This is a genomic window from Pseudomonas sp. P5_B3 (assembly GCF_056400405.1).
The window spans coordinates 44,961-59,397 of the sequence record NZ_JBFULI010000005.1 but is presented as its reverse complement, the minus strand read 5'-3'; the positions used below and the strand labels follow the sequence as shown (position 1 = coordinate 59,397).

Below are 14,437 nucleotides of genomic sequence, written 5' to 3'. Positions count from 1 at the left end.
ATCATGGCAGAACTGACCACGTTGGCCCGACCTTACGCTAAGGCGGCCTTCGAGCACGCTCAGGCCCACCAGCAACTGGCCAATTGGTCAGCCATGCTCGGCCTGGCTGCGGCGGTGTCGCAAGACGACACCCTGCAGCGCGTGCTCAAGGCCCCGCGACTGACGAGCGCAGAAAAGGCCACCACGTTCATTGACGTGTGTGGCGACAAGTTTGATGCCAAGGCACAGAACTTCATCAATGTCGTTGCCGAAAACGACCGTCTCCTGCTATTGCCGGAGATCGCCGCTCTTTTCGACCTGTACAAGGCCGAGCAAGAGAAGTCGGTAGACGTTGAAGTGACCAGTGCTTTTGCATTGAACCAAGAACAGCAAGACAAACTCGCCAAGGTTCTCAGTGCACGACTCAACCGGGAAGTGCGCCTGCAAGTTGCGGAGGACGCTGCCCTTATTGGTGGTGTCGTCATCCGCGCCGGCGACCTGGTTATCGATGGCTCGATTCGCGGCAAAATCGCGAAACTGGCCGAAGCATTGAAATCTTGAGTTTGAAGGGGCAGCAGAGCAATGCAGCAACTCAATCCTTCCGAAATAAGTGAAATTATCAAGGGCCGCATCGACAAGCTCGATGTGACCTCCCAAGCCCGTAACGAAGGCACTGTCGTCAGCGTATCTGACGGTATCGTGCGGATTCACGGTCTGGCCGACGTTATGTACGGCGAGATGATCGAGTTTCCGGGCGGCGTCTTCGGCATGGCCCTCAACCTGGAGCAAGACTCCGTAGGTGCCGTTGTATTGGGCGCTTACCAGTCTCTGGCTGAAGGCATGAGCGCCAAGTGCACCGGCCGCATCCTGGAAGTTCCAGTTGGTAAGGAACTGCTGGGTCGCGTTGTCGACGCACTGGGTAACCCTGTTGACGGCAAAGGTCCGTTGGGCAACACCGAGACCGACGCGGTCGAGAAAGTTGCTCCAGGCGTGATCTGGCGTAAGTCGGTAGACCAGCCTGTACAGACTGGCTACAAGGCTGTCGATGCCATGATCCCGGTCGGCCGTGGTCAGCGTGAGCTGATCATCGGTGACCGTCAGATCGGTAAAACCGCTCTGGCGATCGACGCGATCATCAACCAGAAGAACAGCGGCATTTTCTGCGTCTACGTAGCTATCGGTCAGAAACAATCGACCATCGCCAACGTGGTTCGCAAGCTGGAAGAAAACGGCGCCCTGGCCAACACGATCATCGTGGCTGCCAGTGCTTCGGAATCTCCTGCGCTGCAATTCCTGGCACCGTACTCCGGTTGCACCATGGGTGAATTCTTCCGCGACCGCGGTGAAGACGCGCTGATCGTTTATGACGATCTGTCCAAGCAAGCAGTGGCTTACCGCCAGATTTCCCTGCTGCTGCGCCGTCCACCAGGCCGTGAAGCTTACCCAGGCGACGTGTTCTATCTCCACTCCCGTCTGCTGGAGCGCGCATCCCGCGTTTCGGAAGAATACGTAGAGAAGTTCACCAACGGCGCAGTGACCGGCAAAACCGGTTCCCTGACCGCACTGCCGATCATCGAAACCCAGGCTGGCGACGTTTCCGCGTTCGTTCCGACCAACGTGATTTCCATCACTGACGGTCAGATCTTCCTGGAATCGGCCATGTTCAACTCGGGCATCCGCCCTGCAGTGAACGCCGGTGTTTCGGTATCCCGTGTGGGTGGTGCCGCTCAGACCAAGATCATCAAGAAGCTGTCCGGTGGTATCCGTACCGCTCTGGCTCAGTACCGTGAACTGGCGGCATTCGCCCAGTTCGCTTCTGACCTGGACGAAGCGACCCGTAAGCAACTTGAGCATGGTCAGCGCGTTACCGAGCTGATGAAGCAGAAGCAATACGCACCAATGTCGATCGCTGACATGGCGCTGTCGCTGTATGCCGCTGAGCGTGGGTTCCTGACTGACGTTGAAATCGCCAAGATCGGCAGCTTCGAACAAGCGCTGATTGCTTTCTTCAACCGCGATCACGCCGATTTGATGGCGAAGATCAACGTGAAAGGTGACTTCAATGACGAAATCGACGCTGGCATGAAAGCCGGTATCGAGAAGTTCAAGGCCACCCAAACCTGGTAAGCCGCAGCGGGAGCCGCAAGGCTCCCGCTTGCTAACCTGATAGGTGTTACATGGCAGGCGCAAAAGAGATTCGCAGTAAGATTGCGAGCATCAAAAGCACGCAAAAGATTACCAGCGCCATGGAAAAAGTGGCGGTCAGTAAAATGCGCAAGGCACAAATGCGCATGGCTGCTAGCCGTCCTTACGCGGAGCGCATCCGCCAGGTTATTGGTCATCTGGCCAACGCTAACCCGGAATATCGCCACCCGTTCATGATCGACCGTGAAGTAAAGCGAGTTGGTTATGTCGTAGTGAGCAGTGACCGTGGTCTGTGTGGTGGCTTGAACACCAACCTGTTCAAGGCTCTGGTCAAGGACATGGCGGTAAACCGCGAAAACGGCGTCGAGATCGATCTGTGTGTAGTTGGTAGCAAGGGTGCGGCTTTCTTCCGCAACTTCGGCGGTAACGTCGTAGCAGCTATCAGCCACCTGGGTGAAGAGCCGTCGATCAATGATCTGATCGGCAGCGTCAAGGTGATGCTGGATGCCTACCTGGACGGCCGTATTGACCGCCTGTCCGTGGTGTCCAACAAGTTCATCAACACCATGACGCAACAGCCTACCGTGGAGCAGTTGATTCCACTGGTGGCAACCCCGGATCAAGAACTCAAGCACCACTGGGACTATCTCTACGAACCGGACGCCAAAGAGCTGCTTGATGGCTTGATGGTCCGTTACGTCGAGTCGCAGGTCTACCAGGCGGTGGTCGAGAACAACGCGGCTGAACAGGCTGCGCGGATGATCGCGATGAAGAACGCTACCGACAACGCCGGTGATTTGATCAGCGATTTGCAGCTGGTCTACAACAAGGCGCGTCAGGCTGCGATCACCCAAGAGATCTCGGAAATCGTCGGCGGCGCTGCCGCGGTTTAACGGTTCAAATATTCAGAGGATCCAGCTATGAGTAGCGGACGTATCGTTCAAATCATCGGCGCCGTTATCGACGTGGAATTTCCACGCGACAGCGTACCGAGCATCTACAACGCGCTGACAGTTCAAAGCGCGGCCGGGACCACCCTGGAAGTTCAGCAGCAGCTGGGCGACGGCGTGGTTCGTACCATTGCGATGGGTTCCACCGAGGGCTTGAAGCGCGGTCTGGACGTCATCGACTCCGGCAAAGCCATCTCCGTACCGGTCGGTAAAGCGACCCTGGGCCGGATCATGGACGTCCTCGGTAACCCGATCGACGAAGCTGGTCCGATCGACACCGAAGAGCGTTGGGGCATTCACCGTCCAGCGCCTTCGTTCGCTGAACAGGCAGGCGGCAACGACCTGCTGGAAACCGGCATCAAGGTTATCGACCTGGTTTGCCCGTTCGCCAAAGGCGGTAAAGTCGGTCTGTTCGGTGGTGCCGGTGTAGGCAAAACCGTAAACATGATGGAACTGATCCGTAACATCGCCATCGAGCACAGCGGTTATTCCGTGTTCGCCGGTGTGGGTGAGCGTACTCGTGAGGGTAACGACTTCTACCACGAGATGAAGGACTCCAACGTTCTGGACAAAGTGGCACTGGTTTACGGTCAGATGAACGAGCCGCCGGGTAACCGTCTGCGCGTAGCACTGACCGGCCTGACCATGGCCGAGAAGTTCCGTGACGAAGGTAACGACGTTCTGCTGTTCGTCGACAACATCTATCGTTACACCCTGGCCGGTACTGAAGTATCCGCACTGCTGGGCCGTATGCCTTCGGCAGTAGGTTACCAGCCGACCCTGGCTGAAGAGATGGGCGTTCTGCAAGAACGTATCACTTCGACCAAGGAAGGTTCGATCACCTCGATCCAGGCGGTATACGTACCTGCGGACGACTTGACCGACCCGTCGCCAGCGACCACCTTCGCCCACTTGGACGCTACCGTCGTTCTGTCCCGTGACATCGCTTCCCTGGGTATCTACCCGGCGGTCGATCCACTCGACTCGACTTCGCGCCAGCTGGACCCGAACGTAATCGGCCAGGACCACTACGATACCGCTCGCGGTGTTCAGTACGTTCTGCAGCGTTACAAAGAACTGAAGGACATCATTGCGATCCTGGGTATGGACGAGCTGTCGGAAGCCGACAAGCAGTTGGTAAACCGTGCTCGTAAGATCCAGCGTTTCTTGTCGCAGCCGTTCTTCGTGGCTGAAGTCTTCACCGGTGCATCGGGTAAATACGTTTCCCTGAAAGACACCATTGCTGGCTTCAAAGGCATCCTCAACGGTGACTACGACCACCTGCCAGAACAAGCGTTCTACATGGTTGGCGGCATCGAAGAAGCGATCGAGAAAGCCAAGAAACTGTAATCCCGGCGCCCGGCAACGGGCGCTAATTTAGGTTGAGGCAATCAGATGGCTATGACAGTCCATTGCGATATCGTCAGCGCGGAAGGAGAAATCTTTTCCGGTCTGGTCGAGATGGTGATTGCGCACGGTGCACTGGGTGATCTTGGTATCGCCCTGGGTCACGCGCCGCTGATCACTAATCTGAAGCCAGGTCCGATCCGCCTGGTCAAGCAGGGCGGGGAAGAGGAGGTGTATTACATCTCCGGTGGTTTCCTCGAGGTTCAGCCGAACATGGTCAAGGTTCTTGCCGACACCGTGCAACGTGCTGCCGACCTGGACGAAGCCGCAGCTCTGGAAGCCGTTAAGGCTGCCGAGAAAGCCTTGCATGAGCGGGGCGCGGAATTCGATTACGGTTCTGCTGCTGCTCGACTGGCCGAGGCTGCAGCTCAGCTGCGCACCGTCCAGCAGATCCGCAAGAAGTTCGGCCATTAAGGCAGCGCTTGTTGTGTGATTGATAAAAAAGGGTAGCCTCGGCTACCCTTTTTCTTTTTCGACATTTTATAACCTTGGTCGCAGTCGCTGACCACCCTGGATTGGTAGCCAGTCATGTCCCTTGAAATCGTTATTCTCGCTGCTGGCCAAGGCACGCGCATGCGTTCTGCCTTGCCGAAAGTCTTGCACCCGATTGCCGGCAATTCGATGCTCGGCCATGTTATCCACAGCGCCCGGCAACTTGATCCACAGCGCATCCACGTCGTGATTGGTCATGGTGCCGACGCCGTGCGCGAACGTCTGGCCGCTGACGACCTGAACTTCGTCCTGCAGGACAAGCAACTGGGCACCGGGCATGCCGTGGCCCAGGCTGTTCCTTTCATCAAATCCGACACCGTGCTGGTTCTTTACGGTGACGTGCCGTTGATTGAAGTGGAAACCCTGCAACGCCTGCTGACTCAGGTAGTGCCAGGACAGATGGGCCTGCTGACTGTCGAACTTGATGATGCGACCGGTTATGGCCGCATCGTGCGCGACGTTGAAGGTAAAGTAGCTGCCATCGTTGAACACAAGGATGCCAACGAAGCGCAACGCGCGATCCGCGAAGGCAACACCGGCATCCTCGCTGTTCCTGCCGATCGCTTGGCCGACTGGACGAGCCGCCTGTCGAACAACAATGTTCAGGGTGAGTATTACCTGACCGACGTGATCGAAATGGCGGTCAACGATGGTCTGGTAGTGGCCACCGAACAACCCCACGACGCCATGGAAGTGCAGGGCGCCAACGACCGCAAGCAGCTTTCCGAACTCGAGCGCCACTATCAGCTGCGCGCCGGCCGTCGTTTGATGGCCCAAGGTGTGACACTGCGCGACCCGGCTCGTTTCGATGTACGCGGCGAAGTCACCGTTGGCCGCGACGTGCTGATCGATATCAACGTGATCCTCGAGGGCAAGGTGGTCATCGAAGACGACGTGGTGATCGGCCCGAACTGCGTGATCAAGGACAGCACCCTGCGCAAAGGCGTGGTCATCAAGGCCAACAGCCATATCGAGGGTGCCATTCTGGGTGAAGGCAGCGATGCCGGCCCATTCGCCCGTCTGCGTCCAGGCACCGTGCTGGAAGCCCGGGCGCATGTGGGTAACTTCGTCGAGCTGAAAAACGCTCACTTGGGCGAAGGCGCCAAGGCCGGTCACCTGGCCTATCTGGGCGATGCCGAGGTGGGTGCGCGCTCCAACATCGGTGCCGGTACCATCACCTGCAACTACGACGGCGCCAACAAGTGGAAAACCGTGTTGGGTGAAGACGTGTTCATCGGTTCCAACAACTCGTTGGTGGCGCCTGTGGATATCCTCGCCGGTGCAACGACAGCGGCCGGTTCGACCATCACCTCGACTGTGGATAAATCCCAGTTGGCCATCGGACGTGCTCGCCAGAAGAACATCGACGGCTGGAAGCGGCCGGAGAAAATCAAGAAGAGCTGAGTTATCCACAACTCTCTTGTAGGAGCGAGCTTGCTCGCGATGAATTCGAGAGCGGCGCATTTTTCCAGAAGGAATGCGTCATCGTTCACGCCCATCGCGAGCAAGTTATCCACAGTGCTTTTTATCGCAAGACGCTTGACGAAGTTTCGCTGATAGGTTTTGATTGCTTCCGCTATCTTTCGAAACGAAACTTATCAGCTCATGTCGAAGCGCAACACACCTCAGCGTCGTCACAACATCCTCGCCTTGCTCAATGAGCAGGGCGAAGTCAGTGTGGATGAGTTGGCCAAGCGCTTCGAAACGTCGGAAGTTACGATTCGCAAGGATCTGGCGGCACTTGAAAGCAATGGTCTGTTGCTGCGTCGTTACGGCGGGGCGATCACCATGCCTCAGGAGCTGGTCGCGGATCTTGGTCAGCCGGTTTCCATATACAAGCAAGCCATCGCCCGTGCCGCCGTCGCGCGGATTCGCGAGCATGCGCGCATCATTATCGACAGTGGCAGTACCACCGCCTCGATGATCCCGGAACTCGGACAGCAACCCGGTCTGGTGGTGATGACCAACTCGCTGCATGTTGCCAATGCCCTGAGCGAACTTGAGCACGAACCGGTGCTATTGATGACCGGTGGCACCTGGGACCCGCATTCCGAGTCCTTTCAGGGGCAGGTTGCCGAGCAGGTACTACGCTCCTACGACTTCGACCAGCTGTTCATCGGGGCCGATGGCATCGATCTGGTTCGCGGTACAACCACCTTCAACGAACTGCTCGGGCTGAGCCGGGTCATGGCTGAAGTCGCCCGCGAAGTGGTCGTGATGGTGGAGGCTGACAAGATCGGCCGCAAGATTCCCAACCTGGAGCTGCCCTGGAGCAGCGTCCATACCCTTATTACGGATGAACGCCTGCCACTAGAGGCTCGCGATCAGATTCAGGCCCGCGGCATCAATTTGATTTGCGCGGCTGTCAGTCAGGAGAAATAGCATGTGTGGAATTGTCGGCGCAGTCGCAGAACGTAACATCACCGCCATCCTCGTCGAAGGCCTGAAGCGCCTCGAATACCGTGGGTATGACAGTGCCGGCGTGGCGGTCTACACCAATGACGAAAAACTCGAGCGCGTGCGTCGTCCGGGCAAGGTCAGTGAGCTGGAGCAGGCATTGGCCACCGAGCCGCTGGTCGGTCGTCTGGGTATCGCCCACACCCGCTGGGCCACCCACGGTGCACCGTGCGAGCGCAATGCTCACCCGCATTTCTCCGGTGACCTGGCGGTGGTGCACAACGGCATCATCGAAAACCACGAAGCCCTGCGTGAACAACTCAAAGCCCTGGGCTATGTGTTCACTTCGGACACCGACACTGAAGTCATCTCCCACCTGCTGAACCACAAACTCAAGGATCTGCGCGATCTGACTGTGGCCCTCAAGGCAACCGTCAAAGAGTTGCACGGTGCTTACGGCCTGGCAGTGATCAGCGCGCAGCAACCGGATCGCCTGGTCGCAGCCCGCAGCGGCAGCCCGTTGGTGATCGGCCTGGGCCTGGGGGAAAACTTCCTGGCGTCCGACCAGTTGGCCCTGCGTCAGGTCACTGACCGTTTCATGTACCTGGAAGAAGGCGATATCGCCGAAATCCGCCGCGACAGCGTGCAGATCTGGGACGTTGACGGCCAGGCTGTCGAGCGCGAATCCGTGCAGTATCGCGACGGTGCCGAAGCCGCTGAAAAGGGCGAGTTCCGCCACTTCATGCTCAAGGAAATCCACGAGCAACCGTCCGTGGTGCAGCGCACCCTGGAAGGTCGCCTGAGCCAGAACCAGGTACTGGTACAGGCATTCGGCCCACAGGCGGCCGAGCTGTTCGCCAAAGTGCGTAACGTACAGATCGTCGCGTGCGGCACCAGCTACCACGCCGGCATGGTCGCGCGTTACTGGCTCGAAGAGCTGGCCGGCATTCCTTGCCAGGTCGAAGTCGCCAGCGAATTCCGCTACCGCAAGGTGGTGGTGCAGCCGGACACCTTGTTCGTGACCATTTCCCAGTCCGGCGAAACCGCCGACACCCTGGCCGCACTGCGCAACGCCAAGGAACTGGGTTACCTCGCCAGCCTGGCGATCTGCAACGTCGGCATCAGCTCGCTGGTACGTGAGTCCGACCTGACCCTGTTGACCCAGGCCGGTCGCGAAATCGGTGTGGCTTCGACCAAAGCCTTCACCACGCAATTGGTTGGCCTGTTGTTGCTGACGCTTTCCCTGGGCCAGGTTCGTGGCACCTTGGCCAAAGGCGTCGAAGCGACGCTGGTCGAAGAACTGCGCCGTTTGCCAACCCGTCTGGGCGAAGCGCTGGCCATGGACAGCACCGTGGAAAAAATCTCCGAGCTGTTCGCCGAGAAACACCACACGCTGTTCCTCGGCCGTGGCGCGCAGTTCCCGGTAGCGATGGAAGGGGCACTCAAGCTCAAGGAAATCTCCTACATCCACGCCGAAGCCTACCCGGCCGGCGAGCTGAAACACGGCCCGTTGGCGCTTGTGGATAACGACATGCCAGTGGTGACCGTGGCGCCGAACAACGAACTGCTGGAGAAGTTGAAGTCCAACCTCCAGGAAGTCCGTGCCCGCGGTGGCCAGTTGATCGTCTTCGCAGACGAGAAGGCCGGCATGACCAACGGTGAAGGCACCCACGTGGTGCACATGCCGCACATCCACGACATCCTGTCGCCGATCCTCTACACCATCCCGCTGCAGCTGCTGTCGTACTACGTTGCCGTGCTCAAGGGCACCGACGTTGACCAGCCGCGCAACTTGGCGAAGTCGGTCACTGTGGAATAAGTTATCCACAATGAAAAACCCCCTCTTCAGGGGTTTTTTCTGTTTCTAGGCGGTCGTAATTCGACGTTGCCGCCGCGTATCCAGCAAGTGGACCATCACACAGGCATACAAAGTCACCAGAATGAACAGGCCCATGCGGATAGCGAAGGCGGTGTAGACATCCTTGCCCGCGGCACTGTCCTGCACCGATTGGCCAAGCAGAATGATCAGGGTCGCGAGGCTGTTGAGCCAGAAACTCGGTGGTTGTCGGGTCCGGGCCAGGCCATAGAGCTTTCTGGCCGCCAGCAATCCGAACAGCAACATCCACAGAAAGAACATCCACAGGTTGACGAACAGGCTCAGCGCGCACCAGAAAAGGATCGCCATCAGCCCTCCGAGCAAGGTCGAGCCGAGTAATTCCTGGCCGGCGGTGCGGGTGCTGGTCGCGCAGCTTTGTTGGCCGAGGCTGACGGCTTTCATGATGATCGGCAGGTAGCTGGCCGGGTCGATCATGGCCAGCAGGAACGTCGGCAGCACCACCAGTGTGGCACGTAGAGCCAGCCAGCCGCTTTCGGTTGGGGTAAGGCTCGGGCCGGGTTTGGCCGCGGGGGCACTGGCGGGGTCGGGAAACAGCCAATGGCTGATGGTCAGCGTGGTGACGGCCAGGAACAGTCCCTTGACCAGGGCCACGATCACCTCAAGCGCCAGGGCGAATTCAGCGGTTCCGGCCGAACTGATCAAGGTCAGGCCCACCACCAGGAAAGTCGCCACCAGCGGGTTGCCGCCGCGCAAGCCATACCCGAAGGCCATGAACAGGCACAGTCCGACCAGCAGCACACCACTGAACGGGTAGTAACGCAGCAGGGGAATGAGCAGCAGGCCGGTCCCGGTGGTCAGCATAAGGATCAGGATCAGGCCCAGGCTGGCCTTGAACGGCAACGGTCGGTTCATCGCTGCCAGCATCATCAGCGCCAACATCGGCGCGAGGAACGGGATGGGCAGGGCCAGACCGAAGCTCGCCGCCAGGCACAGTGCCGTACCGAAGCCCAGGCGCAGGGCGCGCTGGACCCGGGCCGGACGCTCAATACGCATAGGACATCCAGCTCATCAGGCGCAGGAACAGGCGACCCAGTATATTCAGCGGGTTACCTTCGCTCGGGAACGCCATGACTTCGGCCTGCCCGCCGGACCTGATGCCTTGCGGGCTGGTCAACTCACCGGGCTCGAACTCGATGATGACTGGAAAGCGCTGGGCAGGACGTAGCCAATCGCGGCTGTTCTCCACTTTTGGCAGGCTGCCCGGTTGGGTGGTCTGGCCGATATCAACGCCATAGCCGACGCTGCGTACATGGCCTTTGAAAATTTTCCCCGGCAGGGCGTCGAGGACGATGGACACCGGCGTCCCGGGCTGAACGCTTCCCAGGTTGTTTTCGGTCATGTCGGCGCTGATCCACACATCGTGGATGGCAATCAGGGTCATCACCGGCGCACCGGCAGCGGCGAACTGGCCGACATCGGTGCGCAGATCGGTGATCAGGCCGGCCGAGCGTGCGTGGACCTTGGTATTGCTCAAGTCCAGCTCGGCTTTTTCAAGGTTGCTGGCGGCGCTGAGCAACTGGGCGTTTTCGTCTTCGTTACCGCCCTGTTGTTCGCGCGCACGTTGCACTTCGGCCTTGGCCGCGGCGACCTGGCTTATGGATTCTTCCAGGGTGGCGCGGGATATCTCCAGGCGTCGCAGCGAGATGGTGCCCGGGTCTTCGCGGTACAGGCGTTCAAGTCGCTGGATGTCCTGGCGTGCCTTGAGCTCGTTGGCCTGGGACGCGCGCAGGGACGCTTGCTTGGAGTCGACGCCGGCGGTGTTGGCGCCCACCTGGCGACGGGTCGACTCAAGGTCGGCGCGGGCACGATCGACGGCAATCTGGTACTGCTCGGGATTGACTTCAAACAGCAACTCGCCAGCCTTGACGTCCTGGTTGTTGCGTACATGCACCTTGGTCACCCGGCCCGATACCTCAGCCGCCACCGGAACAACGAAGGCCTGCACCCGTGCCTGTTGCGTGTAGGGCGTGTAACGGTCGGCCATCAGGTACCAGACCAGGCTCAGAATGATCAGCAGCACCACCCAATTGATCGCTTTTTTCGCAGGGTCGGCGGCGGGTGCCGGGGCTTTCTCGTCGACCGGTTGTTGGCTGTCAGTCATGGGCACTTTCCTTCGGTTCATCGAGCAAATCGCCCCAATCAGTCCGTTGTTGCATCTGTTGGCGGGTGGCCGGGTCGATCATCGGCTGGTCGCTGTACCAGCCACCGCCCAGGGCCTTGTACAGGGCGATCAGGCTGTTGACCGCGGTGCCACGGTTGACCAGATAGATATCCTGTTGGGCAAACAGGGCGCGCTGGGCATCCAGCACGCGCTGGAAATCCGAATAGCCTTCGCGGTATTGGGCATTGGCCAGGGTCACTGAACGTTCGGCGGCTACCGAGGCCTCGCTGAGGATTCGGTCGCGCTCCAACGCTTTGATCAAACCGGTAGCGGCATCGTCAGCCTCGCGCGCCGCCTGGCGCACGCTGTCCTGATAGATAACGATCAACTGCTGCAAGCGGGCATCCTGCACACGGACGTTGTTGGTGATCCGGCCGTGATCGAAGATGTCCCAGCGCAGGCTGGGGCCGGCCACCATATCGAGGGTATTGGGCGCACCGTTGAGCGAACTGGCGGACCAGACGATGCTGCCCAGCAGGCTGATGGAGGGGTACAGGTCGGTCTCGGCCACACCGATCAACGCCGACTGCGCTGCCACTTGCAGCTCGGCAGCGCGAACATCGGGGCGCCGCACCAGCAGGTTGGCCGGCACATCCTGCAAGACCGCGGTATCGAGCAGTGGCACCACTCCGGTGTTGCGATCCAGGTCAGGGATCGAGCCAGGTGGCTGGCCGATCAGTGTGGACAGCGCATTGCGCAAGCTTGCCACCTGGCTTTCGAAATCCGGGATGGTGCTCAGGGTGCCCAGGTACTGGGTCTTGGCTTGTTGCAGATCGAGTTCGGCTTCGGCCCCGCTGTTGAACAGGCGCTCGGTGATCTCGTAGCTGCGTTTTTGCAATTTGGCGTTACTGCGGGCTATGGCCAGGCGCGCCTCGGCGGTGCGCAAGGCGTAGTAGTTTTGCGCCAGTTGCGCGTGCAACAGCACCAGGGCATTTTCGTAGTTGGCCTGGGCGGCAAACCAGGAGGCGTCGGCCGACTCGATGGCACGGCTGAAACGCCCCCAGAAATCCAGTTCCCAGCCGATATCGAAGCCGACGCTGTGTTGCCAGAAATGCGTGTCCTGGGGGTTAGTGCCGCCCGACTGTCGACGGTTCAGGTACAGGCTGTCGGCGCTGGCCTGTTGCAATTGCGGGTAGCGGCCGGCCAGTGCGATGCCCAATTGTGCGCGGGACTCCATGACCCGCAGGCCGGCGACGTGCAGGTCGGGGTTGTGGGCATCGGCTTCGGCCATCAAATGGTCCAGCACCGGGTCGTTGAACACGCGCCACCATTGGCGGCTGTCAGGTTGCGCGTGTTGTTGGCCGGCGATCTCCAGGGCCGGGGTGTTCCAGTGGTCGACCCAGGGCTGGGCCGGCGACTGGAAATCCGGGCCCAGTTGCACACAGCCTCCCAGAACGACGGTGCCACAGAGCAGAAGCCGGCTGATGCGAGCAGGGCGTGGCATCAAGCGCAAACTCCTCAGACAGGACGCTGATCGTTCATTGCCTCTGTCTTCGGTGTCTCGTTCAACGCCTCGATCTCGGGTGTCTCGTTCATTACCTCGGCAGGCGGTTGGTCCTGGACCCATTGCCAGAACAGTTGGTAGCCCACCGCCAGCGCAACCGGCCCGATGAACAAACCAATGAAGCCGCCGCTCACCATACCGCCCAGGGCGCCAATCAGAATCACCGGCATGGGCACATCGACGCCGCGGCCTAGCATCAACGGCTTGAGGACGTTATCGGCCATCCCGGCAATCAGGCTGTAGATGCCAAACACAATGGTGGCCAGGCTGGTCCCTTCGGTGGCGAAGACATACGCGATCACCGGAAGAGTTACCAGCAGCACCGGCAATTGCATGATCCCCATCAACAGCGCAACCATCGCCAGCAGGCCGGCACCGGGCACGCCCATGAGCACGAAGCCCACGCCCACCAGTAACATCTGAATGAACGCGATGCCCACCACGCCCTGGGCGACCGCGCGGATGGTGGCAGTGCAGAGCTCGGTAATGCGTGGGCCACGCTCCGGTCCGGAAAGGCGCGAGGTGATGGCCAGGGCACTTCTTTCGCCGTTTTCGCCATAGGCCATGAGCACGCCGGCAATGATCAGGGCGCCGATGAACAACAGAAAGCCCACGCCGACGTCGGCCATCTTGCCCAACAAGGTCAGGCCGACGGACTTGATATAGGGCATCACCTTCATCACCACGCTGCTCATGTCGGTGGCAGCCTGCATCCAGTAGCCATAGAGCGGCTGGCCAATGAGCGGCAGGGAAGCGATTTTTTCGCTGGGTAGCGGAATCTGCAGCGTATCGGACTTGAGGATCGCCAGAGTGCCCTGGATCGATTCACTGATCGAAGTGCCCAGCAGGTAGATCGGCACCATCAGCAAGGCCARGGAGACCACCACGATCAGGGTGGCGGCACGCCCGTCCTTGTTGACCACCTTGCGCTTGATGAGCGCATGCAGTGGATACAGGGTGATGGCCAGAATCAGCGCCCAGAGCATGAGGTTGAGGAACGGGTGGAAGATCTGGAAGCAGAACAACACCAGCACGGTAATCAGCCCGGCGCGTATCAGTACATCGAGCAAACCACCGGACAGTGCTCTTGCGGAAATGTTTGTGCGCAACATTCTCGAACTCCTTGCGGTGTCACCAGGTTAGCCAGCTAGTTGAAGTTCACTCTTCCCTACTCAGTGACTCTTGAAAGCAGGATCGATGGACAGGCGTCCAAGCGTTAACAACTAACGCCTTATTTCACGTAGGGAAGATTTCAACGAGGTACCTACTAATACTCAATAGGTAACAGGGTGGCTTGTAGTATAGGAGCAGTCGTATATTCCGCCTGTTTATGCAGGCTGGAATTCTGCCGCTGTGGATATCGTCCGCTGACGAGCCCATGCCTGGAAACGGGTTGGGAGCCGAGCCAGTGGCTCTTTTTCCCTGTCAGGCATTAGCCGTTGCAGCGGGCGGGTCCGGATAATTACGAACAGTCGCACCTGTCGCAAGAAAATAACCCTCATTAA

At 59.4% G+C, this 14,437-nt stretch carries 12 protein-coding genes; 8 read left to right on the top strand and 4 right to left on the bottom strand.

The annotated features are described in order from the left end of the window. The first annotated feature begins 3 nt into the window (after positions 1 to 3). From AC1DRN_RS04960 to glmS, 8 genes are all read left to right on the top strand, one after another. Positions 4 to 540, top strand: coding sequence for a F0F1 ATP synthase subunit delta (locus AC1DRN_RS04960; RefSeq protein ID WP_108218799.1), 537 nt, complete (start codon positions 4 to 6; stop codon positions 538 to 540). 21 nt (positions 541 to 561) lie between these two features. Beyond that, positions 562 to 2,106 carry a F0F1 ATP synthase subunit alpha gene (gene atpA, locus AC1DRN_RS04955; RefSeq protein ID WP_030132553.1) on the top strand — a complete coding sequence of 515 codons (1,545 nt, stop codon included), beginning with the start codon at positions 562 to 564 and terminating at the stop codon, positions 2,104 to 2,106. A 50-nt stretch (positions 2,107 to 2,156) separates the two neighbouring features. Next, positions 2,157 to 3,017 (top strand): F0F1 ATP synthase subunit gamma, encoded by an 861-nt coding sequence (gene atpG, locus AC1DRN_RS04950; RefSeq protein WP_007934344.1) that lies wholly within the window; start codon positions 2,157 to 2,159, stop codon positions 3,015 to 3,017. Positions 3,018 to 3,044: 27 nt separating this feature from the next. Further along, the gene (gene atpD, locus AC1DRN_RS04945; RefSeq protein WP_223459090.1) at positions 3,045 to 4,424 is read left to right on the top strand and encodes a F0F1 ATP synthase subunit beta; all 1,380 of its coding nucleotides are present in this window, start codon (positions 3,045 to 3,047) and stop codon (positions 4,422 to 4,424) included. A 45-nt stretch (positions 4,425 to 4,469) separates the two neighbouring features. Beyond that, the gene (locus AC1DRN_RS04940; RefSeq protein WP_007985046.1) at positions 4,470 to 4,895 is read left to right on the top strand and encodes a F0F1 ATP synthase subunit epsilon; all 426 of its coding nucleotides are present in this window, start codon (positions 4,470 to 4,472) and stop codon (positions 4,893 to 4,895) included. 114 nt (positions 4,896 to 5,009) lie between these two features. Next, positions 5,010 to 6,377, top strand: coding sequence for a bifunctional UDP-N-acetylglucosamine diphosphorylase/glucosamine-1-phosphate N-acetyltransferase GlmU (gene glmU, locus AC1DRN_RS04935; protein ID WP_223459088.1), 1,368 nt, complete (start codon positions 5,010 to 5,012; stop codon positions 6,375 to 6,377). 201 nt (positions 6,378 to 6,578) lie between these two features. Then, complete coding sequence (locus AC1DRN_RS04930) at positions 6,579 to 7,355, top strand: DeoR family transcriptional regulator (RefSeq protein ID WP_204932607.1); 777 nt, start codon at positions 6,579 to 6,581, stop codon at positions 7,353 to 7,355. A 1-nt stretch (position 7,356) separates the two neighbouring features. After that, a complete protein-coding gene (gene glmS / locus AC1DRN_RS04925; protein WP_223459085.1) occupies positions 7,357 to 9,189 on the top strand; it encodes a glutamine--fructose-6-phosphate transaminase (isomerizing) in 1,833 nt (610 codons plus the stop codon). 45 nt (positions 9,190 to 9,234) lie between these two features. Here glmS and AC1DRN_RS04920 read toward each other — a convergent pair whose 3' ends face one another. The 4 genes from AC1DRN_RS04920 to AC1DRN_RS04905 are packed head-to-tail and all read right to left on the bottom strand — an operon-like array spanning position 9,235 to position 14,044. Beyond that, positions 9,235 to 10,260, bottom strand: coding sequence for a DUF2955 domain-containing protein (locus AC1DRN_RS04920; RefSeq protein ID WP_223459082.1), 1,026 nt, complete (start codon positions 10,258 to 10,260; stop codon positions 9,235 to 9,237). After that, positions 10,250 to 11,368: an HlyD family secretion protein gene (locus AC1DRN_RS04915; protein ID WP_223459080.1), complete on the bottom strand. Its 1,119-nt coding sequence runs from the start codon at positions 11,366 to 11,368 to the stop codon at positions 10,250 to 10,252. Before AC1DRN_RS04915 ends, AC1DRN_RS04920 begins: the two co-directional genes overlap by 11 nt. Continuing rightward, on the bottom strand, positions 11,361 to 12,872 hold the full coding sequence (locus AC1DRN_RS04910; protein WP_223459078.1) for an efflux transporter outer membrane subunit: 1,512 nt from the start codon (positions 12,870 to 12,872) through the stop codon (positions 11,361 to 11,363). Before AC1DRN_RS04910 ends, AC1DRN_RS04915 begins: the two co-directional genes overlap by 8 nt. A 14-nt stretch (positions 12,873 to 12,886) precedes the next feature. Further along, the gene (locus AC1DRN_RS04905) at positions 12,887 to 14,044 is read right to left on the bottom strand and encodes an AI-2E family transporter (protein ID WP_223459076.1); all 1,158 of its coding nucleotides are present in this window, start codon (positions 14,042 to 14,044) and stop codon (positions 12,887 to 12,889) included. Between the last annotated feature and the right edge of the window lie 393 nt (positions 14,045 to 14,437).